This is a genomic window from Streptomyces goshikiensis, from assembly GCF_014650555.1.
Classification (GTDB): Bacteria; Actinomycetota; Actinomycetes; order Streptomycetales; family Streptomycetaceae; genus Streptomyces; species Streptomyces goshikiensis.
Map to the genome: position 1 here is coordinate 188,495 of NZ_BMVE01000007.1, position 21,420 is coordinate 209,914.

A 21,420-nucleotide genomic window follows, 5' to 3' on the forward strand; every position below is an offset into this window, starting at 1 on the left:
CTACGCCGGGCCGGCGGCCGGCCGGGTTCCCCCGTCCTCGCGCCGGTCGACGAGGAGGACCGCGACGTCGTCCGACAGGCGGCTCTGGGTGTGGCGGAGCAGCGCCTGGCGCAGACCCTCCAGGAACGCCTCCCGGGTGTGGTCGCGCAGGGCCGCCATGGCCTCGGTCAGGTCGAAGAAGGTGTCGTCCGGGTCGCGGGCCTCGATGACGCCGTCGGTGCACAGCAGCAGCCGGTCTCCCGGAGCGAACGGATAGCGCTCCGTACGCCCGGGAGGGCCGCTGATGAACTCTTCGAGCCCGAGCGGCGGCATGGGGGCGGCGGGCATCAGCGCCCGGACCGTGCCGTCGCGCAGCAGCAGCGGCGGCGGATGACCCCGGTTGATGACCTCGATGTGCGGGCCGTCCGGGATCTGGGCCACGAGCGCGGTCACGAAGCCCTCCAGGACGGCGTCGTCCCCGCCGACCATGCCCGTGACCACGGCGTCCCGCCGCAACGCCGCTCCGCAGTGGCGGATGACCTCCACCAGGTCCTCCTCGTAGTGCACGGCCTCCCGGAACGCCCCCAGCACGACCGCGGCGGCCCGGACGGCGGGCAGCCCCTTGCCCCGGACGTCCCCGACGATCATCCGGACCCCGTACCGGGTCTGGACCACGTCGTACAGGTCGCCGCCGATCTGCGCGCCGGCCTCGGCCGCCAGGTACATGCTGGACGCCCGTACGGAGCCCAGCCGGTCCGGCACCGGCCGCAGCAGCACGTCCTGGGCGGCGGTGGCGATCCGACGGACCTGGTTGAGCTCGTTCTCGGTACGCCTGCGCGCGGCGCGGCTCGTCATGAAGCTCGCCACGGAGACCAGGAACAGGGCGAGGAAGTTCGTGTAGACCTGCTGGCTGCCCCAGGCGTGGTTGTGGGTGGCGGTGGCCACGCTGACGGCGACGGCCACCCCGGCCGCCGCGAGGGTGCCCTTGGGGCCCATCGTCACGGCCGCCAGCGCGGGCGTCGCCACCAGCATCGGGCCGGTGTACAGGACGTGCGCGGGCGAGAACTCGACGACGAGCACCAGCAGGGCGATCGCGAACGGCACGCACTCCGCGAAGACGAAGAGGACCTGGTGGTGGCCGTCCGCTCGCGGTCCAAGGGACGAGCGCAAGGGCGCTCTCATGACTCCAGCCTGCCCCGGCCGGACCGGTGACCGCCACTCCGGCCCGTCCGGGGCGCGGCCGGTGCCGGTGCCGGGCGCTCCGCGAGGACGAGGGCGCCAGCCGATTTCGGCATTCAGGTGATCCGCAAATCCGGCAGGTGTGATCCGGAGGACGCAGGGCACACGTCTGAACGGAGGTTGATAATCATGGTCCCCCTGCTTCTCGTTCTTCTGCTGATCCTGCTTCTCTTCGGCGCCGGTTTCGCGGTGAAGATCCTCTGGTGGATCGCCATCATCGTGCTGGTGCTGTGGCTGATCGGTTTCGTCGCCCGTCCCAAGGGCGGTAGCGGACGCTGGTACCGCTGGTAGCGAACCCGCGCCGCGTAAGGAAAAAAGGCTTACCGGAGGAGTTGTTCTCGCGTGTCTGAGTATGTGTGGAGTTACAAGGCGACCTCGGGCCACCTGGCGGGTACCGACCTGAGGGGGTACAAGGTCGAGGCGATCGACGGCGGCGTCGGCAAGGTGGACAAGCACTCCGACGAGGTGGGCGACGCCTACGTGGTCGTGGACACCGGGATCTGGATCTTCGGCAAGGAGGTCCTGCTGCCGGCGAGCACCGTCATCCGGATCGAACCGGAGGAGAAGCAGATCTACGTCGACCGCACCAGGGAACAGATCAAGAACGCCCCTGAATTCCACCGCGAAAAGCATCTCGAAGACGCGGTCTACCGCGAGGAACTCGGCGCCTATTACACCCCCGGCGCCCCCTTCGGACGCCCCGCCTGATTTCCGCGCAAGCCGAAAGGGCCCGGACTCGATCGTCGAGTGCGGGCCCTTTCGGCTGTCTTCGGAGATTACGACAGGCTCATCTCGAAACCGCTGCGCGGAAGCGTCGGCATTCGGGACAGCGGGATGGTCAGGTCCTGGTCGGGAACGGCGAAATCCAGTCCCGCCAATTCGGTGGCCAGGACCGCGAGCGCCGTCACGGTGATGTCCTCGCCGGGGCAGCGGTGGCCGCCGGCCGGATCCCCGCCGCCCTGGGCGATCAGGTGGTCCAGGGTTTCGGCCCCGGTGGTGAAGCGGTGCGGGTCGAACCGGTAGGGGTGGTCCCACAGGGCCGGGTCGTGGTTCTGCCCGTACAGGTCGAGCAGCACCAGCGTCCCCTGTGTGATGTCCTCGCCCCGCCAGTTCAGGTCCCGCGCCGCGAGGCCGCCGACGAACGGGGCGAAGGGGTAGAAGCGGCGCACCTCGTGGGCGAACGCCTCGGCGTAGCCCTTCTCGGATTCGGAGCGCAGCAGGTCGCGCTGGTGGGGCCAGCGGTGCATGGCGTGGGCGGCGAAGGTGGCGAACCAGGCGATCGCCACCGTGGGACGGATGATGTTCAGGAGCTCCACGGCGGCGGTGCGCGGGTCGAGCGGGTTTCCGTCCTGCCCGCGGTGCCAGGCCAGCGTCTCCAGCGCGGAGCTCTTGAGCTCCGGCTCCGGCCGCTCGCGCACGCCCAGGACCGTACGGGCGAGTGCCTCCTCCTGGCGGGCCCGGGCGCGGCGGGCGCGCAGGTGCCGGGGGCCGGGAGTCGCGAAGCCGTCGACCATCGCCGTGCAGTCGTGCGCGAGCTCCGCGGCCGCCGGGCCGGTGAGGGGGACTCCCACCCAGTCGCAGACGGCGAGGCGAGGACCCGGGCGCTCTCGTCGAAGAGGACGACCCGCTCCCGTCCCCAGCCGGCCACCGCCTCGCGCCACCGCCACCCGACGTGCCCGGCGAGCACGGCCGGGGCGTCCGGGGCTCTGAGGAGGGCGTTGAACATCGCCTTGCGGGCCCGGTGGGCGTCGCCGTCGAGGGTGTGCACGGCGCCCTGCCCGAAGAGCGTGTCGAGGACGGGATCCGGCAGCGCCGAGGTCCGTACGACGTGCTGCTCGTCGTAGAAGAAGCCGACCGCTTCCGGGCCGCGCAGCGCGACCGTCTGGCGGCCGAGGAGGCGGGTCCGGACGGTGCCGCCCGTCTCCGCGCGCATCCGGTTGGGCAGCCACGCGTAACCGTGGCTCATGAGACCGAGCGTGCTGTCGCTCCACGAGGCCACTGGATTCTTGAAGGGGGACATACGGGGCGGCTACCCGGTGCGACCCCCCGCACACCCCCGCGCGCACCCCCGTGCGATCAATGCCCGCCGCACTGCGTGATCCCCAGATTTCTGGGGAGGTGCCCAGAGAGGCGCGACGAGGGAAGGACACGTGCTCATGAGTGACTCGGACGCACGGGGCGACGACGTCTACCAGCCCCAGCCGGAGGACGAGCGGTCCGAAGGCCAGCCGGACATGGATGACAGCCTCGGGGAACCCGATACCGACGCCATGCTCGACCAGGGCTACTCCCCGCCCGAGCGCCCCTACGCCAGCGACCGCCACGCCACCACCGGCGAGGAGCAGCGGCTGGGGGAGAGCCTCGACGAGCGCCTGGCCCGCGAACTCCCCGAACAGGGGCCCCCGGCGGGGGACGGGATCGGCGACCTGGCCGACGGGGAGGGCGAGCCCCTGGACCCGCAGGCGGGCGGGGCCCGCGCCGGCCGGCTGGCCCCGGCCACCGCCTCCCCGCGCGGGAACAACGTGCTCGCCCGTGACGTGGGCATCGACGCGGGCGCCGCCTCCGCGGAGGAAGCGGCCGTACACGTCATCGAGGAAGAGCCGCCGTAGACCCCGGCTGAGGACGGGGCGCCGTCAGCCCGCGCCGGGCGCCGTCCGCGGTGCGAGCACGGTGAACAGCGCGCCTTCCGGGTCGCCGAGGGTGACCCACCGGCCGGTGGCGGAGGTTTCGACGGGGGACGCGACCCGCCCGCCCGCGTCCAGGGCCGCCCGGACGGCCTCCTCCAGGTCGGGCACCCGGAAATGGACGTGCCACCGGGGGCGGATCTGCGGGTCGGGGTCCTCGCCCACCGCTCCGCCACTGATCCGGGCGACGGTGTCCGCGCCGTGGCGCAGTACGACGTGGTCCTGCTCGTAGGCCGCCGTCACACAGCCGCCGGGCGGCTCGCCGGCCCAGTCCAGCACCTCCCCGTAGAAGATGGCGGCCGCGAAGGCGTCGCGCGTACGCAGCTCCAGCCAGGCGGGGGCGGGACCGCGGCCCACCCGCCAGCCCGGCAGGACCCGGCCCTGCCACAGCCCGAACACCGCGCCCGCGGGGTCGGCGGCCATGGCGGCGCGGCCCCCGCCGAAGCTCAGCGGGCCCACCGCCACGGTGGCCCCGCGCTCTCGGATGCGCGCGGCGGCCACATCGGCGTCGGGGACGGCGAAGTACGGGGTCCACGCGGCGCGCAGCGACAGCTTCTCGGCGTACGCCCCGATGCCGGCGACGGGAGCGCCGTCACGGTAGGCGAGCGAGAAGCCCTCCCCGCGGCCGGGCCGCCGGAACGACCAGCCCAGCACGGCGCCGTAGAACCGCTGCGCGGACGCGAGGTCGCGGGTCAGCAGGCTCACCCAGCACGGCGCGCCGGAGCCCTCGTGGCGTGATGTGGACACCGGGCCACCGTAACCGGGCAGGGCGGCGAAGGCCGCGAGGCGCCCGGCACCGATCATGGAAAGGGACCGTAAGGGGGCCGCCCGGTCATGGCTGCACGGCTACATGGGGTCCATGGTTCCGCTGCCCCTGCCGTTGACCTGCTCGCTCTTCTCGCGGATGCGCAGGGCCTTGTCCGTCAGCCGCCGCCGCTCCGCCGGATCCATGGCGTGCTGCGCCGCCTGCTCCAGCTCTTCGGCCTTGTCCCGCATCTGCCGGGCCCGCTCGCTCGGCCGGCTCGCGTTGCTGCTCATGATCAGTCCTCGGGTCGTGGGGAGCGCCGTCCCCCCAGCCAAACAGCACCGGGCGCCGCCCGCCACCGTGGCGGACGCCCGTCAGCGGCCCTGACCGGCGGGGTTCGCCCGCCGCCGCAGCTCCTCGTGGAGCAGCCGGCCGACGAGTGCGCCGCCGAACACGACGACGCCGATGGCGACGAGCCAGGACTGGAGGACGAGGACGGTCCCGAAGGGGCCGTAGGTGACGGCGCTGGAAGCGATCAGCGGCGAGAAGACGAGGCGGGAGAAGATCCGCAGGCCGAGCAGGCCGAGCATGGTGGCCACCGCGCCGGGGAAGAGGGCGGTCCAGCCCACCCGGCCGGCGAGCAGCAGCCGCTGGGACCACCAGAAGAACAGGGTGCCGATCAGGACCGTCACGACGCCGCGGACGGTGGAGTCGCGCCACGGCGGGGAGATGCCCGCCAGGTAGAGCACCCCGATCAGTACGGCGAGCCACAGCGCGTGCCGCCACCGGGCCCACCAGCGGGCCGGGGGCAGGTCCCAGACCTGCTCGTAGCCGCTCTGGAGCATGGTCCCGAAGGACAGGCCGAACACGGTGAGCAGCGCCAGGCCGAAGGCCGTCGTGGTCCGCCACGCCTGACCGGGCAGGGCGAAGAGCCGCTCGATCTCCAGCCGGGCGGGCGCCGAGACGCCGAGCCCGTCCCCGAGCCACTGCGCGAACCCCCGCCCGTCGGCGGCGTCCGCCGCGGAGACGACGATCAGCAGGGGGACGAGGGTCAGGAACCCGAGCGCGGCGAACCCGAGCGCGCGCTGCCACAGATCCAGTTCCCGTACGTGACCCCAGCGGCGCCCGGCCCGCGCACGGCGGAGCGCGCTGCGCATCCGGCCGACGGGCGAGAGCCGCCCGGTCGTCGCCGGAGGGCCGCGATCCGGGGAAGGCGGGTTGACGGGCATGGCCGCTCCAGCTGCTGCCTTCCCCACGGTAGGCCGTCCGGGGCGGCGGCTCCACCGGGTGCGCCGCCCCCCGGCCTCACACGGGGCGGATGCCGGGTCCCTCCGCGGCGGAAACGAGGAGGAAGGCGTGGCCGGCGGGGTCGGTGAGGCGGCGTACGTCCGTACGGTCGTCCAGCCGGGTGCCGTCCTGCCCGGCCCCCACGGGCCGGGCCCCGAGGGCGACCGCCTCGCGCTCGGCCTGGTCGAGGCGGTCCGGGGCCACGAGGACGTGCAGGTGGGCCTGCTGTGAGTCCTCGGGGCGGGGCCAGCTCGGTGGCGCCTGCCCGGGGTCACGGCGTATGCCGACGAGGACGCCGGTGGCGCTGGTGACGAGGAAGAGGTCGGGGTCGGCGGAGGACCGGCCCGCCGCGGCGTCCAGGAACTCCGCGTAGAACCGGGCCAGGGCCTCGGGCTCCGCGCAGTCCAGGACGAGGAAGCTTGTCTTGGGAACCGTCATGTCGCCGCGTGTACCCCGCGGTTGGGGTTGCACACGGGCCCGCCCGGCGCGCGCGGGCCGGGCCCTCAGGCGGCGCGCCGCCGGTGCCGGCCCCGGTGCCTTTCCCGCTCGGGGGCGCCAGGCGCCGGCGCGTCCTCGTCCGGCGCGGGAGCGGGCACGGCGTGCAGGTGTCTGCCGCTCTGACGAGCCGGGTCCGGAGCGCTTTCCGCCGGCCCGAGGATGCGCTCCTCGTACCGGCCGAGTCCGAGGGCGGCGCACATCAGCAGGGGCGGTACGAGCAGTGCCAGGAACAACACGGCACTACCGGTGCCTGGCGAGGCTGACGTAGAGGACGAGGACCGCGAAGGCCATGACCAGGAGGTGCAACCACGCGGGTCCGGCGTTCGCGGCCCATGCCAGCGTTGCTGTCGCATTCGATGTCATACCTGCGCGCATGCCCGCCTTCGGCGAGCTGACGCACTTCCCCGCGACCGGCGTGTGCCGAGGGGTCTGCCCGGGCCGGCGCCGGGCCCGGACGGGACTCGGCTTGAAGGCCTTCGCGGCCACGGGCTCAGTGGGGGTAGGGGCATGCGCCGGTGCCCGGATCCGGGGCGGGGGGATAGAAGTTGGGGCGCTGGTCCGTGTCGTCGTAGGAGCGGTGGAACACGGGGGTGATGCCGCCGGAGAGCGGCGGGACGATCCAGGTCCAGTCCGCGGGCACGGTGCGGCCCTCGCGCTCCTCCCTGGCCAGGTGCGCGAGGAAGCGGCGGGATTCGGTGTGGTGGTCGCTCATCCTGGCGCCCGCGGCGCGGAAGGAGTGCAGGACGGCGACGTTGAGCTCGACCAGCGCGCGGTCGCGCCAGAGCGTGCCCTCCCTGCTGGTGTCCAGGCCGAGGCAGGCGGCGACGGCGGGCAGCAGGTTGTAGCGGCCTTCGTCGACGAGGTTGCGGGCGCCGATCTCGGTGCCCATGTACCAGCCGTTGAAGGGGGCGAGGGGATAGTCGATGCCGCCGATGCGCAGGCGCATGTTGGAGATGGCCGGTACGGCGTGCCAGCGCAGGTCCAGTTCGGCGATCCGCGGGCAGTCGGGGTGGGTGATCGCGACCTCCATCACCAGGTCGTGCGGCAGCTCGAAGAGCATCGGTTTGTCGTCCGCGGTGTCGACGACCAGGGGCAGGATGTCGAAGGGCCCGTCGGGTCCCTGCCAGCCGAGGTCCCGGACCCGTTCGGTGAAGTCCACGTAGCCCGCGTCGCCCTCCACCGTGCCGTCGCCCCGGCGCCGGCCGGCGTAGCGGATGAGCTGGTCGTTCCAGATCCGCGGGCCGGGCCGGCCGGGTGCGTCGGGGGCGAAGACGGAGATCACGGGGCGGATGCGGCCGCGGTTGGTGGCCTGGCGCAGGTGATCGCACAGGTACCGGTGGATCTCCCCGGGGGTCTTCGCCTCGCGGCGGTCGAGGACGCGCAGGCTGTTCCAGTAAAGGCGGCCGATGCAGCGGCGGGAGTTGCGCCACGCGACGCGGGCGCCGAAGGCGAGTTCGCCGGGGGTGTGCCGGTAGGTGCCCGCGGTGTCGATGGCGGCGCGGACCTGGCGCAGGCGCCGGGCGAGGGGGACGGGTTGCTCGGGGTGCTCCGTGTGGAACTGGCGGAGGAACTCCTCCGCCTCGTCGCGTTCGGCGACGGCAACGGTCCCGGGTCGCCGGGCGGTGGCGGAGTGGGCACGTGTCGGGGTCGGTGCGGGCAGGGGCGTGGAGTTCACGGTTTCCTCGCGGAGGCGTGGCGCCGAAGTGGGGGCTTCAGCGGAGGCTGAGCGGTAACGACCGCAGCGACCGGAATTCGAGGTTCTGGTTCCAGACGGGCTCGCCGGCCGGCCGGACGGCGGGGAAGCGGCGCAAGAGCGCGACGAAGAACCACTTGAGCTGGAGGCCGGCGATCTGCCTGCCGAGGCACGCGTGGACGCCCTGGCCGAACGAGAGGTGCCTGGCGCTGTTGGGCCGGCCGAGGTCGAACACGTCGGGGCGCTCGAACACCTCGGAGTCCCGGTTCGCCGCGCCGAGGAAGAGGGCGAGGCTCTGGCCCTTCCCGATGCGTACGCCGCCCACGTCGAGGTCCGTCGTCGCGACGCGCCAGGTGAACTGGTTCGAGGCGTTGTGGCGGAACACCTCGTTCGCCGTGTTCTCCACGCAGGCGGGCTCCGCCAGGAAGCGGGCGATCTGGTCCGGGTTCCGCGCGAAGGAGAGCATGCCGCTGCTGAGGGAGCCCGGTGTGGTGGGCGCGAACAACGCGATGAACAGCAGCACGAGCTGGTGCACCGTCTGCTCCGGCGTGGTCTCCGTCAGACCGTCCTGGGCCGCCGCGAGGCGTGCGATGACCGTGTCCGGGAGGACCTTGCCCCGCTCGCCCTCGATGAGTTCGAGCGCGTACGTGTGGAGGTCCGCGAGGAGTTCCAGCAGGCGGCCGAGTTCCACCGGCTGGTCCTGCGGCCCGGACCAGTACGTCATGAGCGTCTCCACGCACGGGATGACGAAGGCCAGGTCTTCCTCCGGCACCCCGAAGGCGGACACGGCCGAGCGCACGGGGAGTTCGGCGGCGAACGCGGCGACGGCGTCGATCTCCCTCGTCCCGCCGGGCACCGAGGCGACGAGGTCGGCCGCGACCCGCTCGATGACCTGGCCGTAGTGTTCGTGCGCGGCCCGGGTGAAGCCCGACTGGGTGGACCTGCGCAGGGCGTCGTGGAGCGGCGGATCCGTGTACATCATGACGTTCTTGGTGAACCGGTGGTAGATGTCGTCGGGCGGCAGCGGCTCGCCTGGGAACTTGACCTCCAGCACCTCCTCCATCCGCTCGGCCTTGAGCCGGGGGTCCTTCAGCGCTGCCGCGCAGTCGGCGTACTTCATGACGGCCCAGGCGTTCAGCCCTTCGTCCCAGTGGACCGGTTCGCGCCGCGCCAGGCGGGCGTAGACGGGATAGGGGTCGGCCACGATGCCCGGGTCCGAGAGCGGGGACGGCTTGGTCACGGTGTCCTGCCTTCCTTCTGCGTTCCGGGGTCGGGGAGCGCGGCCGGGATGCCGGGCGGACCGAGCACCTCGATCCCGTACGGGGCCGCGACGGCGAGGATGTGCTCCAGGTCCGGCAGCGCGTCCACGTCCGACGGAATCTCCAGGGACCGCGCGGGCCGCGCCAGTTCACGCAGGAAGCCGTCGAATCCGCCGGGTTCGGTCACGTGGAGGAACCTCGCCTCCTCGGAAGTGACGAGGAACGTGTGGGGCGCGTGGCGAGGGCCGTAGACGAACGAACCGGCGGTCGCCGGGAATTCCCGGCCCGCCACCCAGAACGTCATCTCCCCGTCGAGGACGTACCACCATTCGTCGTCGTGATGGTGGACGTGCAGGGGCGAACCGGAGCCGCTCCGGCCGAGGAACTCGACGACTGACGAGGCTCCGTTCATCTCCGCGGAGGAGCCCTTCACCTTCGCCAGGAAATCGAGGAACCACAGGGCTTCTCCCTCGTCCCGGCCCAACGCGATCGGCGCGGTCCGGCCGCTTTCCGTCATCTCCGGTCCTTTCATCGTGGGACCAGCCTGACCGGTACGGCCGATGGCACCACGGAGATCGTGGAATGGAACTGCACCTTGATGTGCCGCAGGGGCACGACGTGGAAGTTCTTCAGGATTTCCGTCAGCAGCACGATGCACTGCTGCTCGGCGAGCCTGTTTCCCACGCAGTGCCGGGGGCCGGCACCGAAGGGGAGGAAGCTGGAAATGGTGTCGTTCCGCTTCTCGCCGTCCGCCGGGAACCGCTCCGGGTCGAAGCGGTCCGGGTTGAACCGCTCCGCCTCGCGGAAGATTTCCGGGTTCTTCCCGACGGCGTTCTTCATCCACATGATGACGGTCCCCGGCGGGATGCTCATGCCCTGTTCCACCACGGCGCGCTCGTCGCTGAACTTCGCGCTGAAGGGGACCGGCGGGAACATGCGCAGCGTCTCGTAGACGATGTTGCGGACGTAAGGGTCCGGGCCGGGATCACCCTCCTGGGCGAAGGACGAGGAGGCCTCGATCGTCTTCCGTGCCTTCTCCTGGACGTGCGGATCGAGGGAGAGCATCACCAGGGCCTGGGACAGCACGTAGGACATCGGATCCGCGCCGCCGAGGATCAGCGACATCAGCTCCTCGACGCGGTCCTCGGCGGACCACGGCGCCCGGGTCACCCGGTCGAGCAGATCGCCGCCGGCGGCGCCGGTGGCCGCTGCGGCTCCGGTGGCCCCGTGGGCCGGGCAGGCGGCGGGGATCCGCTGCTCACGCCGGGTCACGACCTCGCCGAGTTCCGCCGCGACGCGGTGGTAGGCGGCCCTCACCCGGCGCCGCCGCCTCGGGAAGACCCACCTGACGAAGAAGGGGTGGAAGGCCCGGAAGCTCACCTCCTCCTCGATGGCGCTCAGCGCGCGGTGGTACGCGTGCAGGTCCGCTCCGACGTCCCAGTCGTCGCCGAAGAGGAAGGCGCTGAGACAGTTCACGCTCCAGTCGCGCAGGTCGGACTGGAGGCCCTCGTACCCCTCGTCGACGTGCTTCCACTTGTCCACGTACCGCTCGGACACGTCCTTCAGCACGTACCCGCGTTCCGAGACGCCGCGGAAGGTCATGGAGGGTGCGATGACCTGCCGATGGGTCTGGTGGAGTTCACCCCCCGCCATTCCCATGAGGCTCCGGGACAGCACGGTCCGGTCGGCCCGGCGGTGCGAGTCGAGTTCCTTCCTGAGGAGGTTCGGGGACACGTACGAGAGCGACACGAACGGGGCGCTTCCCCAAGCGGCATGGAAACGCACGAGGGGACCGTACTCGTCGTGCAGCGCCTGGAGGGATTCGTGCCGGCCGCCGTGGCCGTGGAGCAGCAGATCGCTCATATTGCCGAGGAAGAACGACGGTTTCGGCCCGGGCAGATGCCGCCGGGACCGGAATTCGGTCAGACGCCTGCGTACGGCGAGAACCAGGAGTCCCGCAACGGCCGCCGAGACGAGTGCCACCGGCCAGCTCCGCAGGCTGAGGCCGGTCCACAATCCGAAACCCGCCACCAGGAGGGTCGCGGTGACTCCTGCCGCGTAAATGGCTCGATAGAGCGAAAGCAAAGGGCGTGTGCTGGGCGCGCTCATGGGTAATCCCCTCCACGGCTTGCGAGAGCCTTCCCGCGGGCCAAAAGCGGCTCGAACGGGCCAATGCTTGAGGGACTTTTGATGCCCCGTCAGGCTATGGAGACGATTCCCGGCACCGCAATATCGCAGGAGGGGATGGCCGGTTCCCACTGGAGTGCCGAATCGGTGCGGCACCCGGCGCGGGAGCCCGGGCACAGCAGGCCAGCGTTCCCCCCGGCGCGCTCCCCGCCGCGCCGGGGCAATCGGCCGCGCCGGGCGAGATGGCTTGTTCCCGGACGGCGGCCGCGCCGGGGAATCCGCGCCTCCTCCCACCGGGGGTGAACAGCGGGCGGCGCGCCGGCCACAACGCGGACCGCCCGGCGCGCCGCTACCGGCCGCGGCCCGAGACGAAGTCCCGGGCGCGGTCGACCAGACCGGTCACGGGCGCCGGCAGCCGGCCGGCGGGCGGGGTGCCGGGCGCCCCCGGGTGGGGCCGCGTCGGCGCGAACTTCTTGGCCCGGCGCACCTTGTCGCCGAGCCGGTGCAGGTCCTCGGACGAACATCCCTGCCGCAGCCGCGGGAAGAGGTTCTGCTCCTCGTCCCACACGTGCGCGGTCACCTCGGCCCGGAGCTCGGCGATCCGGCGGTCGAATTCGAGGCCCGCGCCGTCCACCCCTTCGAGGTCCTTCAGCATCCTCTCCACCCGGGCGTGGTCCGCGAGCTCCTTGTCCGCGATGAGCTCCCCGTCGGGGAAGTGCTCGCGGATCGCCGGGTAGAGGTGCTCCTCCTCGGCGACCGCGTGCCGTACGAGTTCGATCGTGAGCTGCTCGGCTAGCGTCTGCCGGTCGAGCGCCGGGGCGGTCCGTTCGATCGCGGAGAACAGGTCGTCCACCTCACGGTGATCGCACATCAGCTCCTCGATGACATCCGCACCATGTCCCATGTCACTGCTCCGTTCCGATCGCCGGTGGCCGGGCGGAGTGCCGGTCGTCCCGCGCGTACCCACCCGGCCACGGAGCTAACGCGGGCCCGTTCGGACGCCCGTGAGTTGCCCGGCGCGCCGGGCACCGATGTCATGGCGGGAAGGGCCGCCGGCACCGCGCGGGCCCGTTTCCCTGACGAAGGGCCGGCGATGCGAACGACCGGGACGGCGATACCGCTGCGCGCAGCCGCCGGGGCGGTGGCCGCCGCCCTGCTGGCGCTGCTGTCGGCCGCCGGCCCGGCATCGGCGGGCGGCCCGGGCGGCGGCGACGGCGGCGACGGCGGTCGTGGTGTCGTGCTGCGCTGGAAGCCCTGTACGCGGAAGGCGCAGGCGGGCTTCGAATGCGCGGTGGCCAAGGTGCCCCTGGACCACGCCGAGCCCTCGGGCCGCACGATCGACCTGGCGGTGATCCGCCACCGGGCGGCCGCGGCGGGGCGGCGCGCCGGATCGCTGTTCTTCAACCCCGGCGGACCCGGCGGCCCCGGGACGGTCGGACTGCCCGAGCTGTACCGCAAGTTCCCCGCCGAGCTGAGGGACCGCTTCGACATTGTCAGCTGGGACCCGCGCGGGGTCGGCGAGAGCACGGCGGTGCGCTGCTTCGACACGGCGAAGGAGGCCGCGGCCTGGCACGCCAAGGTCCCGCCGTTCCCGGTCGGTGAGGGGCAGCGGCAGGCGTTCGTCACCGCCTACGCGGAGCTGGCGCAGCGGTGCGAGCGGCGGGACCCCGAGCTGCTGCGCCACATCTCGACCGCCGACACCGCGCGCGACCTGGACCTGCTGCGCCGGGCGGTGGGCGAGGAACGGCTGCGCTACTGGGGCGTCTCCTACGGCACGCTGCTCGGAGCCACGTACGCGAACCTGTTCCCCGACCGCGTCGGGCGCCTCGTGGTCGACGGGAACGTCGACCCTCGGGCGTGGACGGACGGCGGCGCGGGCACCGAGCCCGCCCGCAGCACCTTCCTGCGCCTGGGCTCCGACCTCGGCTCCGCCGACACGCTCGGTCAGTTCCTCGACCTCTGCGGCCGCGCGCCGATGACCGGCTGCGCCTTCTCCGCCGGCAGCCCGGCGGCGACCCGGGCCAAGTACGCCACCCTGCTGGCACGCCTCGCCGAGCGGCCGGTCGGCCGCTGGACGTACGCCCGCGCGGTGAGCGAGGTCCGGGGCGGCCTCTACACCGTGCACCCGGGCTGGTCCGGGACCGCCGCGACCCTGGAATCGCTGTGGCAGGGAGTGGCGCCCGGCGAGTCTCCGGCCGTGGCCGCGCCCGCCCGCTATCCCGGGTTCGAGCAGTCGCTGGCGGTCCTGTGCGCCGAGAGCCCCAACCCCGCCCCGCCCGGGCGCTACCCCGCGCTGGAGGAGCGGGCGGTGCGGGAGGCCGGTCCGCTCGCCCGGTGGTGGGTGTGGGCGAACGAGCCCTGCGCCGCGTGGCCGGCCCGGGCCGCCGACCCGTACACCGGCCCCTGGAACCGGCCCACCGCGCATCCGGTACTGGTCGTCAACTCGGTGCACGACCCGTCCACCCCCTACCGCGCCGGAGAGGCGATGGCACGGGAGCTGGGCCGGGCCCGGCTGCTGACGCTCGACGGCTACGGGCACACCGCGCTCGGCAACCCGAGCGCCTGCGTGGGGCGCCACGTCGTCCGGTACGTCCTGACCGGGGCGCTGCCGGCGCGGGGCGCGCGGTGCGCGCAGGACACCCCGCCGTTCGTGAATCCGGGAGAGCCGTCGGCGGCGACCGCCGCCGTCACCCCTCCGGGCGGGCTGCTCCGTACGTGGCCGCCGGCCTGGCTGCCGCGCGGCGCCGGCTGACGGATCGACCGGAGCCGGCCCGGGGCGCCGGCCGCGCCCGCCCCGCCCCCCGTCAGGCCGACGCGTTCCAGGCCGTTGTCAGGCCGTCCAGCCACGCGGGCGGCAGCTCGGCGGCGTCCCACTCCTCCCGCAGCGCCGAGGGCGCCGTGGCGAGGCGTTCCAGGACGGCGAGGCTGGTGGGGGAGTGGACGACGGAGTAGCGGCCGTGGATCGCGATGGGGCTGCCGGGGCCGTACTCCGTGTACAGCCGCTCCAGACGGGCCCGGTGGGACGCGCTGAACTCCGTGAGCCGGCCGGCGTACTGGGCCCGCTGCCTGGAGCTCATCGTGCCGAGGATGGCGGTGAGGACCTCGGAGGTGACCTCCGGGTCGAAGTCGGAGACGGAGGTGAAGGAGAGGTAGAGGGGGGTGACCGCCACCTGCGCCCGCTCCAGCTCCATCCGCCGTACGCGCGGGCGCTCCTCGGGGGACTCGTCCGGCGCGTCGGATCCGGCGGAGCGGCGTCCGGCGCGGGTGGCGATCGCGCCGAGTTCGTCGACGACGTCGCGGGCTCCGTCGAGCCAGCCGGACTCGTACGGCTCGCCCTTGTCCCCCGGGGCGCTCCCCGCCCGGGCGGTGATCTCCTCGTACGCGCGGGCCAGGGCGCCCGCCTCGACGAGTCCGATCAGTTCCTCCGTGTCGCCGGTGAAGACGCCCGCGCGGGCGAGCAGCTGGAGGAGCGTCGTCTTGGCATTGGCGACGCTGACCGCGTCCGGCAGCTGCGGTCCCTCTCCGGCGGCGTTCATCGGATCCTCCTCGTGACTCGGGCGGCGCGGCGCGGGGTACGCGTACGCGCTCGGTCCAAGGATGCAACGCCCGATGATCGAGTCGCGAACCGCCACCGCCTCCGTACCCGGGCGGGTACGGAGGCGGTGGCGGGCGCGGGGGGAGGTCCGGCGGATCAGAACGCGAAGGCGGCGTTCCCGTTCAGCGTCGCGGACATGGCGCACGAGTTGGAGAAGGTGTGCTTCCAGGCGATGCGGCTGCCCTTCCAGACGCCGTCCGCGGTGACGGTGACGGGGTCGTAGTGCATCGGACAGGCACGGTTGGTGTCCGGGGCCGCGAGGAGCGCGTCGAGGCTGCCGGCGGCGGCGTTGAGGGCCGCGCAGGCGCCCCGCGGGTCGGGGTGCGTGCCCTGGGCGGTCGGTGCGCAGCTGACGGTGGTCGCCCGTACGACGGTGGCGGCGTTCTCGCCCTGGGCGACGGCGAGGACCACGGCGGACGGGGCGTACAGGCTCGCGGGCTGAGCCTCCGCGATGCCGATGGAGCCGGCGATGGCGACGAGGGCGGCGGCGGAGACAGCAGCGATGCGGTGACGCACGACAAGACTCTCTTTCAATTCGAAGGACATGTGCAGCATTTGGCTGCGGTGTGTCGGGTTGACGTCGCTGAGTCTCTCGGGTCTGAAGGGCGCGCGCACATCGGTGACCGATTTCCGGACACTCCGTTCGCATGTCGGCGACCGAATGGTCGTTCGGCCAGCTCGGACGGGGTGTGTGCCCTTCGCGATCACGCGAAAACGGAGGGTGACGGCGGGAGTGACGTGCCGATCGCGGGCCGTTGACCTGCTGCCGGTCGCGCGCGGTTCATCGAACATCCATCCAGGCTGACCGGATAGTGCCGTTCCGGATGCTCCGCGGAGGGGGATTGAGGCTCGGTTACGGGGCGCCGAGCCGGGCCAGCGCCGCCGTCGTCAGGGCCCGCACGCCCGCCGGCAGGGCGGTACGGACGTCGGGGGCGAAGTCCGGCGCGTGGTTGGCCGGCAGGGCGGCCAGTTTCTGCGCCGCCGTCGTGCCGGGGGCCCGGGACCAGGCGGCCGGGCCGGCCGCGCCCAGCATCCAGTACCCGAGCCGGATGCCCCGCTCGCCGTGCACCTCCAGCCCCGCGTCACCGAACAGGGCGAAGTCCTCCGTCGCCAGCGACGGCGGCCACATCATCACCCGTTCGGCCCCGAAGGCGGCCGTGTGCGCCTCCCGTACGCTCGCCGTCACCCCCGGATCGGGATGGGTGACCGGGGAGGCGGAGACCCGGAGGATCTCCGGCTCCCGGGGGCAGTCCGCGGCCGCGCACTCGGCCCGCACGATCCGTTCCACGGCCTCGGCGGCCCGGGCCAGCGAGGCCTCGCTCACCGCCCGGACCGTGAGCGCCAGTTCGGCGCGGTCCGGGATGACGTTGGCCCGGTCCCCGGCCCGGAACGAGCCGACGGTCACCGCCACCTGCTCCGCCGGGGCGGCCTCCCGCGCCACCACCGTCTGCAGCCGGGTCACCACGTGGGCCGCGGCGACGACCGGGTCCACGGCGAGGTGCGGGGCGCCCGCGTGCCCGCCGCGGCCGTGCACCACCACCTGGAAGGTGACGCTCCCGGCCGTCACGGGCCCGTACCCGTGGGCGACCATCCCGGCCGGCAGCGGCGCCGCGTGCTGGGCCAGGACCTCGTCGGGCCGGCCGCACCTGCGGTAGAGGCCGTCGGCCAGCATCGCCCGGGCCCCCTCCAGCGTCTCCTCGGCCGGCTGCCCCACCACCACGAGCGTGCCCCGCCAGGCCCCCGGCGTCCCGGCCAGCAGCGCGGCGGTGCCCGCAGCCGCGGCCAGGTGCAGATCGTGCCCGCAGGCGTGCGCCACCTCCCCCTCGGCCGCGTACGGAAGACCGCTCGTCTCCCGCACCGGCAGGGCGTCGAGCTCGGCCCGCAGCAGCACCGTGGGACCGTCGCCGTTGCGCAGCACCCCGGCGAGCCCGTGTCCGCCGATGCCGCGCGTCACCGCGAACCCGGCGGACTCCAGCCGGGCGGCGAAGCGGTCCGCCGTACGCCGCTCCGCGCCCGACAGCTCGGGATCCCGGTGCAGCTCCAGGTAGAACGCCGTCAGGGCGTGCAGGTGCGCGTCCAGCCGGGCGAGCGGCGCGGGGACGGGCGGGGAGGCGGGTGCGGCGGCGGAGGAGGGTACGGGGCCGGTCATGCGGCCATGATCGGACAGCCGTTCCGGAGGCGGTGCGGCAGGGCGCTGACACGTGGTGTCAGAGGAGTGTCAGCGCCGCGAAGGGTCGGGTGACGGCGGCACCGGCTCTGATGGGGACAGACACGGCACGGCCCCGTGCCCGCCCGCACCAGAAGGAGTCACCATGGAGAAGTCGCCGCTCGCCTCGCTCGCGGAGGAGATCCTGGAGCTGGAGTCGGAGACCTTCGAGATCTCCGACTACTCGGACGCCAGCGAGGTCGTGCTCGCCGGTTCGACGAGCTGCAGCTCGACCTCGACCTGCTCCTCGACCACCAGCACCACCTCCTGTTCCGCCTGATCCACCGGGCCGCGCGGACACCGGCGCCCCGCCCCTCGCCGAGCGAGGGGCGGGGCGCCGCCGTTCACGGTTCCTACGGGAACGGGTGCGGAACCATCCGGACCTCCGCCTCGGTCAGGTCGGTCGCCCGCAGCCCCGCCCGCCGCGGCGCGCTCCGCAGCCTCGGCAGGTACGGCGCCCGCTGCCGGGACCACCCGAAGTCGATCGGCAGCAGCCCCGGCACCACCGCGCACACCGTGCGCAGCCCGATCCGCCGCTGCTCCGGCGTGGTCTGGTCGACGACGATGACGTCGTGCCCCGCCCGCGTCAACTCCTGTACGCAGCACAGCAGATCGTCCCTCAGGTCGCCGGTGCGCGGCCGCCCGTCCTCCGTCCAGGACCGGTAGACCTCGTCCATCGCGCGCACGGCCACCGGCTCCCGGTAGGGCCGTACGTGCTCCGCCATCGCCGGCAGACCGTACAGCTGGGCGTGGTCCTTCAGATGCCGCACGCGGCTGAAGTCCCGCGCCATCTCCTCCAGTTCACCCCGCCGCTCCTCGACCTGGCGGGGCAGGTGCGGAATGTAGGTGAGGACCTCCGACAGCGCCGCCTCCACGGCCGCCGCCGGATCGAGCGCCGCGCCGGCGCCGAAGGAGAACAGCCCCGGACCGCCGTCGCGCCGCACCGCCAGCCCCGTCACCACCGGCACCGCGAGGTCGATGCGGTTGTCGAAGGCGTGCACGTCGTACCCCTGGAGCGACGCCCGGTCGGCCATCGTGCGCACCGCCGTCCCCGGCACCGTCGCCAGGTCGATCTCGGTCAGCGGCAGCCCGCCGTACCAGGCGATCAGGAACGCGTCCCGCTCGATGAGTTCGAGCAGCGCCCCGAGCAGCGCCTCCTCCAGACAACTGCCGATCGCGCAGCCGTTGGAGCACTCGAAGACGAAGTTGTCGGCGGCGACCCCCGCGCTGTAGTGCACCAGCCGGGCCGGGACCAGGACGGGCCGGTCGTCGCGCAGCGAATGCCCGTACACCCAGGGGATCGGCCGCTCCGGGTCGAAGGGGGACACGAGCGGGTCGTCACGGTAGGTCTCGGGAGCGTAGAACCCGCACTCGGCGGGGTCCAGGGCGCGGTCGCCCAGCTCCGCGTAGGAGGCGGTGAGCAGCGAGTTCCCGGTGCGGCGGTGGGTTCCGGCGTACCGCTCCAGCCCCTCCAGGTGGGCGAGGTCGCGGCTCGCGGCGAAGCTGTTGGCCTGCCCGCTCCAGGTGACGTCCGTCAGCCCCGCGTACCCGCGCATGAACACGCTCCCGGCGACCGGCGCGGTCGTCGGCGAGGTGACGTTGAGCCAGGTGCCGCCCCCGAGCACCCCCGTCACCGGATTGGCCAGCGCCGCGTACGGCATCGGGTACGAGGACGCGGCCCGCAGCCGCTGGGCGCCGGGGTCGGGCTTGGGGCGGGACTCGGGCGAGAAGGGCCGGGGCGCGTCGGTGCCCCGCGGCCCGCAGTCCGGGCACAGCGGGTCGGCGAGCAGCGGGTACGTGCGGATCCGCAGCGTCTCCAGGTCGAGGCGCGACACCTGCGGCAGCGCCCGGTCGGCCGCCTCCGCCCCGCCGGGCGCGCCCGCCCGACCGCCGTGGACGGCCGCGTGCAGCGCCGACACGGCGTCGTACGCGTACCGGGACAGCCGGGGCCATTCGGGGCCGGCCGGGGTGCCCGGCCCGCCGCCGGTCTCCAGCGCGTCGCGCTCGCTGCGGCTGCGCAGCCGCTGGCGGCGCATCGCCAGGCACTGGCCGCACGCCGGCGCGGTGCCGTCCCCGCCCCAGGGGCCGACGAGGACCTCGCGCGCGGTCAGGTGCACCGTCGCCCCGGGCCGGACCGCCGCGAACGGGTCGGCGGCGCGCGGCCCCAGGGCGTCGTGGACGCCCAGGGTCACCACGACGGCGCCGAGCGGCTCCAGCGCCCGGGCGAGGTCCCGGCGGGCGGCCTCCAGGGGAGTCCCGTCCGGGGCGAGGGGGCGTACGGACGGCGTCGTCATGTCCGGTTGCTCCAGCGGAAGGTCTTCAGCCCGATCGCGCCGAAGAGGAGGGCGAAGCCGAACAGGACCGCGCAGCCGGTTCCGATGGTGGCGAGGGACCCGCTGCCGGTGAGGGCGCCGGTCGCCGCGTCGTTGAGGTAGCGCAGCGGCAGCACGCGCGAGACCTGCCGGAGCCACGACGGCATCATGTCCAGCGGCAGGAACGAGCCGGACAGGAACGCCATCGGCACCATCAGGCAGTTGGCGATCGCGGCGACGGCCTCCGGGGTGTTCGCGTACGTGCCGACGATCACCCCGATGGCGAGGAACGCGGTGATGCCGAGCACGAGGGCGGGCAGCACCAGCGGCCAGCGGCCGTCCAGGGTCAGCCCGAAGCCCGGCAGCATCGCGACGGCGACGAACACGGCCGCCTGGACCACGCCGACGGCGAGGGCCAGTACGTACCGGGAGGCGAGCACGGTCGTCAGCGGGGTCGGCGTGAGCCGGATCAGCCGCAGCAGGTCGTCGCGCCGCCACTGCATCAGGGTGAAGGCGATGCCGAAGACGGCCGCGTTGGCTACGCCCCAGGACATCACCCCGGGCGCGATGTACGAGATGTAGGGGCGGCCGGTCTCCTCCACGTCCTGGCCGCTGAAGATCAGGCCGAAGACGACCAGGAAGAGCAGCGGGAAGGCGAAGGTGAAGAAGAGGGTGGCCTTGTCCCGGACCTGGGCCCGGTAGCCGGCGGCGGTCAGGGCCGTGTACGCGCTCATGCCTGGTGCTCCGTCTGCGTGTGGGGGCCGGCCTGGGGGCCGAGGTGTCCGGCGGCGGTGTCTGCGGCGCCGGGGTCTGCGGCGGCGGGATGTGCGGCCCCGGGATGTGCGGCGCCGGTGAGTTCGAGGTAGACGTCCTCCAGGGTCGCCGTACGGGTCATCACCCCGTCCAGCCCGGTGAGCGCGTCCACCGCCTGCAGCACCTTGCCGGGCGTCGCCGTCTCCAGCACCAGCGAGCCGCCCTGCACGGTGGCCCGGTCGACGCCGGGCAGCGCGGCGGCCTCCTCGACGCCGAGCCGCCCCTGCGGCAGCAGCAGCCGGGAGGGTGCGCCCGCCGCCGTGACCAGCCGGTGCGGCGAGTCGAGCGCGGCCGTCCGGCCGTCGACGAGGATCGCGACCCGGTCGCACAACGCCTCGGCCTCGTCGAGGTGGTGGGTCGTGTAGACGATCGTGCGGCCCTCGCTCTTGAGGGCGCGCAGCACCTCCCACAGGTCGCGGCGGGCCTGCGGGTCCAGGGCGGCCGTCGGCTCGTCCAGGAAGATCAGTTCCGGGTCGTGGACGAGGGCGGAGGCGATGGCCAGGCGCTGGCGCTGACCGCCCGAGAGGTTCTCCACCAGGACGTCGCACTGCTCGGTGAGCCCCACGGTCTCCAGCGTGCGGTCCGCGGCCTCCGGGCCGCGGCGGTACAGCCCGGCGACGGTGACGAGGTGCTCGCGGGCGCTCTGGCGCACGAAGAACGCCGAGGCCTGGGTCTGCACGCCCATCCGGGGCAGCAGCGCGGTGTCGCGGGGCCAGGGGCTGTGCCCGAGGACCCGGACCGTACCGGAGTCCGCCTGCCGCAGCCCCTCCATGATCTCGATGAGGGTGGTCTTGCCCGCCCCGTTGGGGCCGAGCAGGCCGAAGAACTCGCCGCGGCGCACGTCGAGGGAGACCCCGTCCACCGCCTGGCGGTCGCCGTAGCGTTTGCGCACGTCCTGGACGGAGATGGCCGGGGAGCCGGGCGGCTGGTTGCTGTCAGTTGTCATGGGGCGTGCGTTCCTCTGTGTGTGCGAGCGGTCCGGA

The 21,420-nt window shown here is 73.5% G+C and carries 23 protein-coding genes and 1 pseudogene; 5 read left to right on the forward strand and 19 right to left on the reverse strand.

From position 1 onward, the window contains the following. Positions 1-1,161, reverse strand: a complete 1,161-nt coding sequence (locus IE248_RS21910; protein ID WP_073794018.1) for a PP2C family protein-serine/threonine phosphatase — start codon at positions 1,159-1,161, stop codon at positions 1-3. A gap of 186 nt (positions 1,162-1,347) precedes the next feature. On the opposite strand from IE248_RS21910, the gene IE248_RS21915 reads away from it, so the two are divergent. Then, positions 1,348-1,509 (forward strand): DUF5670 family protein, encoded by a 162-nt coding sequence (locus IE248_RS21915; RefSeq protein ID WP_037795052.1) that lies wholly within the window; start codon positions 1,348-1,350, stop codon positions 1,507-1,509. Positions 1,510-1,560: 51 nt separating this feature from the next. Then, positions 1,561-1,926 (forward strand): PRC-barrel domain-containing protein, encoded by a 366-nt coding sequence (locus IE248_RS21920; protein WP_100582958.1) that lies wholly within the window; start codon positions 1,561-1,563, stop codon positions 1,924-1,926. 68 nt (positions 1,927-1,994) lie between these two features. Here IE248_RS21920 and IE248_RS21925 read toward each other — a convergent pair. Beyond that, positions 1,995-3,238: pseudogene (locus tag IE248_RS21925) on the reverse strand (cytochrome P450). 136 nt (positions 3,239-3,374) lie between these two features. On the opposite strand from IE248_RS21925, the gene IE248_RS21930 reads away from it, so the two are divergent. Beyond that, positions 3,375-3,827: a DUF5709 domain-containing protein gene (locus tag IE248_RS21930; protein ID WP_190031464.1), complete on the forward strand. Its 453-nt coding sequence runs from the start codon at positions 3,375-3,377 to the stop codon at positions 3,825-3,827. Positions 3,828-3,851: 24 nt separating this feature from the next. Here the strand turns inward: IE248_RS21930 and IE248_RS21935 are convergent, their stop codons facing one another. The 11 genes from IE248_RS21935 to IE248_RS21980 form a co-directional block, all read right to left on the reverse strand. Then, on the reverse strand, positions 3,852-4,706 hold the full coding sequence (locus IE248_RS21935; RefSeq protein ID WP_190031465.1) for a VOC family protein: 855 nt from the start codon (positions 4,704-4,706) through the stop codon (positions 3,852-3,854). A 42-nt stretch (positions 4,707-4,748) separates the two neighbouring features. After that, positions 4,749-4,940 (reverse strand): DUF6381 family protein, encoded by a 192-nt coding sequence (locus IE248_RS21940; protein ID WP_037795047.1) that lies wholly within the window; start codon positions 4,938-4,940, stop codon positions 4,749-4,751. A gap of 81 nt (positions 4,941-5,021) precedes the next feature. Next, positions 5,022-5,804 carry a YhjD/YihY/BrkB family envelope integrity protein gene (locus IE248_RS21945; protein WP_190031533.1) on the reverse strand — a complete coding sequence of 261 codons (783 nt, stop codon included), beginning with the start codon at positions 5,802-5,804 and terminating at the stop codon, positions 5,022-5,024. 148 nt (positions 5,805-5,952) lie between these two features. After that, on the reverse strand, positions 5,953-6,372 hold the full coding sequence (locus tag IE248_RS21950) for a VOC family protein (RefSeq protein ID WP_008743468.1): 420 nt from the start codon (positions 6,370-6,372) through the stop codon (positions 5,953-5,955). 65 nt (positions 6,373-6,437) lie between these two features. Continuing rightward, positions 6,438-6,668 (reverse strand): hypothetical protein, encoded by a 231-nt coding sequence (locus tag IE248_RS21955; RefSeq protein WP_190031466.1) that lies wholly within the window; start codon positions 6,666-6,668, stop codon positions 6,438-6,440. 4 nt (positions 6,669-6,672) lie between these two features. Next, the gene (locus IE248_RS38225) at positions 6,673-6,795 is read right to left on the reverse strand and encodes a hypothetical protein (protein ID WP_256382374.1); all 123 of its coding nucleotides are present in this window, start codon (positions 6,793-6,795) and stop codon (positions 6,673-6,675) included. A 127-nt stretch (positions 6,796-6,922) separates the two neighbouring features. Then, positions 6,923-8,107, reverse strand: coding sequence for a nitric oxide synthase oxygenase (locus IE248_RS21960; RefSeq protein ID WP_190031467.1), 1,185 nt, complete (start codon positions 8,105-8,107; stop codon positions 6,923-6,925). A 37-nt stretch (positions 8,108-8,144) separates the two neighbouring features. Next, positions 8,145-9,365 (reverse strand): 4-nitrotryptophan synthase, encoded by a 1,221-nt coding sequence (gene txtE / locus IE248_RS21965; RefSeq protein WP_073794029.1) that lies wholly within the window; start codon positions 9,363-9,365, stop codon positions 8,145-8,147. Beyond that, positions 9,362-9,901, reverse strand: a complete 540-nt coding sequence (locus tag IE248_RS21970; protein ID WP_073794031.1) for a cupin domain-containing protein — start codon at positions 9,899-9,901, stop codon at positions 9,362-9,364. The genes txtE and IE248_RS21970 overlap by 4 nt, the downstream gene beginning before the upstream one ends. A gap of 11 nt (positions 9,902-9,912) precedes the next feature. Continuing rightward, positions 9,913-11,493: a cytochrome P450 gene (locus tag IE248_RS21975; RefSeq protein WP_268254098.1), complete on the reverse strand. Its 1,581-nt coding sequence runs from the start codon at positions 11,491-11,493 to the stop codon at positions 9,913-9,915. Between the two features lie 367 nt (positions 11,494-11,860). Next, positions 11,861-12,415 carry a hemerythrin domain-containing protein gene (locus tag IE248_RS21980; RefSeq protein WP_190031469.1) on the reverse strand — a complete coding sequence of 185 codons (555 nt, stop codon included), beginning with the start codon at positions 12,413-12,415 and terminating at the stop codon, positions 11,861-11,863. A 189-nt stretch (positions 12,416-12,604) separates the two neighbouring features. On the opposite strand from IE248_RS21980, the gene IE248_RS38230 reads away from it, so the two are divergent. After that, positions 12,605-14,263 (forward strand): alpha/beta hydrolase, encoded by a 1,659-nt coding sequence (locus IE248_RS38230; protein ID WP_190031470.1) that lies wholly within the window; start codon positions 12,605-12,607, stop codon positions 14,261-14,263. A gap of 52 nt (positions 14,264-14,315) precedes the next feature. Here the strand turns inward: IE248_RS38230 and IE248_RS21990 are convergent, their stop codons facing one another. The 3 genes from IE248_RS21990 to IE248_RS22000 all read right to left on the reverse strand — a co-directional run bounded on the left by IE248_RS21990 (position 14,316) and on the right by IE248_RS22000 (position 17,255). Beyond that, entirely contained in the window at positions 14,316-15,047 is a 732-nt protein-coding gene (locus tag IE248_RS21990; RefSeq protein ID WP_037796984.1) for a hypothetical protein, read from the reverse strand. Positions 15,048-15,202: 155 nt separating this feature from the next. Next, on the reverse strand, positions 15,203-15,622 hold the full coding sequence (locus IE248_RS21995; protein WP_229895449.1) for an SSI family serine proteinase inhibitor: 420 nt from the start codon (positions 15,620-15,622) through the stop codon (positions 15,203-15,205). A gap of 337 nt (positions 15,623-15,959) precedes the next feature. Then, positions 15,960-17,255 (reverse strand): amidohydrolase, encoded by a 1,296-nt coding sequence (locus IE248_RS22000; protein WP_190031471.1) that lies wholly within the window; start codon positions 17,253-17,255, stop codon positions 15,960-15,962. Positions 17,256-17,418: 163 nt separating this feature from the next. On the opposite strand from IE248_RS22000, the gene IE248_RS22005 reads away from it, so the two are divergent. Next, complete coding sequence (locus tag IE248_RS22005; protein ID WP_037796982.1) at positions 17,419-17,592, forward strand: thiazolylpeptide-type bacteriocin; 174 nt, start codon at positions 17,419-17,421, stop codon at positions 17,590-17,592. 73 nt (positions 17,593-17,665) lie between these two features. Here the strand turns inward: IE248_RS22005 and IE248_RS22010 are convergent, their stop codons facing one another. The 3 genes from IE248_RS22010 to IE248_RS22020 are packed head-to-tail and all read right to left on the reverse strand — an operon-like array spanning position 17,666 to position 21,383. Continuing rightward, the gene (locus IE248_RS22010) at positions 17,666-19,606 is read right to left on the reverse strand and encodes a TOMM precursor leader peptide-binding protein (protein WP_190031472.1); all 1,941 of its coding nucleotides are present in this window, start codon (positions 19,604-19,606) and stop codon (positions 17,666-17,668) included. After that, positions 19,603-20,358, reverse strand: a complete 756-nt coding sequence (locus tag IE248_RS22015) for an ABC transporter permease (protein WP_037796981.1) — start codon at positions 20,356-20,358, stop codon at positions 19,603-19,605. Before IE248_RS22015 ends, IE248_RS22010 begins: the two co-directional genes overlap by 4 nt. After that, positions 20,355-21,383, reverse strand: coding sequence for an ABC transporter ATP-binding protein (locus IE248_RS22020; protein ID WP_190031473.1), 1,029 nt, complete (start codon positions 21,381-21,383; stop codon positions 20,355-20,357). Before IE248_RS22020 ends, IE248_RS22015 begins: the two co-directional genes overlap by 4 nt. Positions 21,384-21,420 lie beyond the last annotated feature (37 nt).

Excerpts from the sequence above, each read along its gene's own strand:
- IE248_RS21915 (WP_037795052.1), top strand. The coding sequence starts at position 1,348 with ATGGTCCCCCTGCTTCTCGTTCTTCTGCTGATCCTGCTTCTCTTCGGC.
- IE248_RS22000 (WP_190031471.1), bottom strand. The coding sequence starts at position 17,255 with ATGACCGGCCCCGTACCCTCCTCCGCCGCCGCACCCGCCTCCCCGCCC.
- IE248_RS21940 (WP_037795047.1), bottom strand. The coding sequence starts at position 4,940 with ATGAGCAGCAACGCGAGCCGGCCGAGCGAGCGGGCCCGGCAGATGCGG.
- IE248_RS21930 (WP_190031464.1), top strand. The coding sequence starts at position 3,375 with ATGAGTGACTCGGACGCACGGGGCGACGACGTCTACCAGCCCCAGCCG.
- IE248_RS22010 (WP_190031472.1), bottom strand. The coding sequence starts at position 19,606 with ATGACGACGCCGTCCGTACGCCCCCTCGCCCCGGACGGGACTCCCCTG.
- IE248_RS22015 (WP_037796981.1), bottom strand. The coding sequence starts at position 20,358 with ATGAGCGCGTACACGGCCCTGACCGCCGCCGGCTACCGGGCCCAGGTC.
- IE248_RS21935 (WP_190031465.1), bottom strand. The coding sequence starts at position 4,706 with ATGATCGGTGCCGGGCGCCTCGCGGCCTTCGCCGCCCTGCCCGGTTAC.
- IE248_RS21980 (WP_190031469.1), bottom strand. The coding sequence starts at position 12,415 with ATGGGACATGGTGCGGATGTCATCGAGGAGCTGATGTGCGATCACCGT.
- IE248_RS21990 (WP_037796984.1), bottom strand. The coding sequence starts at position 15,047 with ATGAACGCCGCCGGAGAGGGACCGCAGCTGCCGGACGCGGTCAGCGTC.
- IE248_RS21910 (WP_073794018.1), bottom strand. The coding sequence starts at position 1,161 with ATGAGAGCGCCCTTGCGCTCGTCCCTTGGACCGCGAGCGGACGGCCAC.
- IE248_RS38230 (WP_190031470.1), top strand. The coding sequence starts at position 12,605 with ATGCGAACGACCGGGACGGCGATACCGCTGCGCGCAGCCGCCGGGGCG.
- IE248_RS21950 (WP_008743468.1), bottom strand. The coding sequence starts at position 6,372 with ATGACGGTTCCCAAGACAAGCTTCCTCGTCCTGGACTGCGCGGAGCCC.
- IE248_RS22005 (WP_037796982.1), top strand. The coding sequence starts at position 17,419 with ATGGAGAAGTCGCCGCTCGCCTCGCTCGCGGAGGAGATCCTGGAGCTG.
- IE248_RS22020 (WP_190031473.1), bottom strand. The coding sequence starts at position 21,383 with ATGACAACTGACAGCAACCAGCCGCCCGGCTCCCCGGCCATCTCCGTC.
- IE248_RS21970 (WP_073794031.1), bottom strand. The coding sequence starts at position 9,901 with ATGACGGAAAGCGGCCGGACCGCGCCGATCGCGTTGGGCCGGGACGAG.
- IE248_RS38225 (WP_256382374.1), bottom strand. The coding sequence starts at position 6,795 with ATGACATCGAATGCGACAGCAACGCTGGCATGGGCCGCGAACGCCGGA.
- IE248_RS21945 (WP_190031533.1), bottom strand. The coding sequence starts at position 5,804 with ATGCGCAGCGCGCTCCGCCGTGCGCGGGCCGGGCGCCGCTGGGGTCAC.
- IE248_RS21975 (WP_268254098.1), bottom strand. The coding sequence starts at position 11,493 with ATGAGCGCGCCCAGCACACGCCCTTTGCTTTCGCTCTATCGAGCCATT.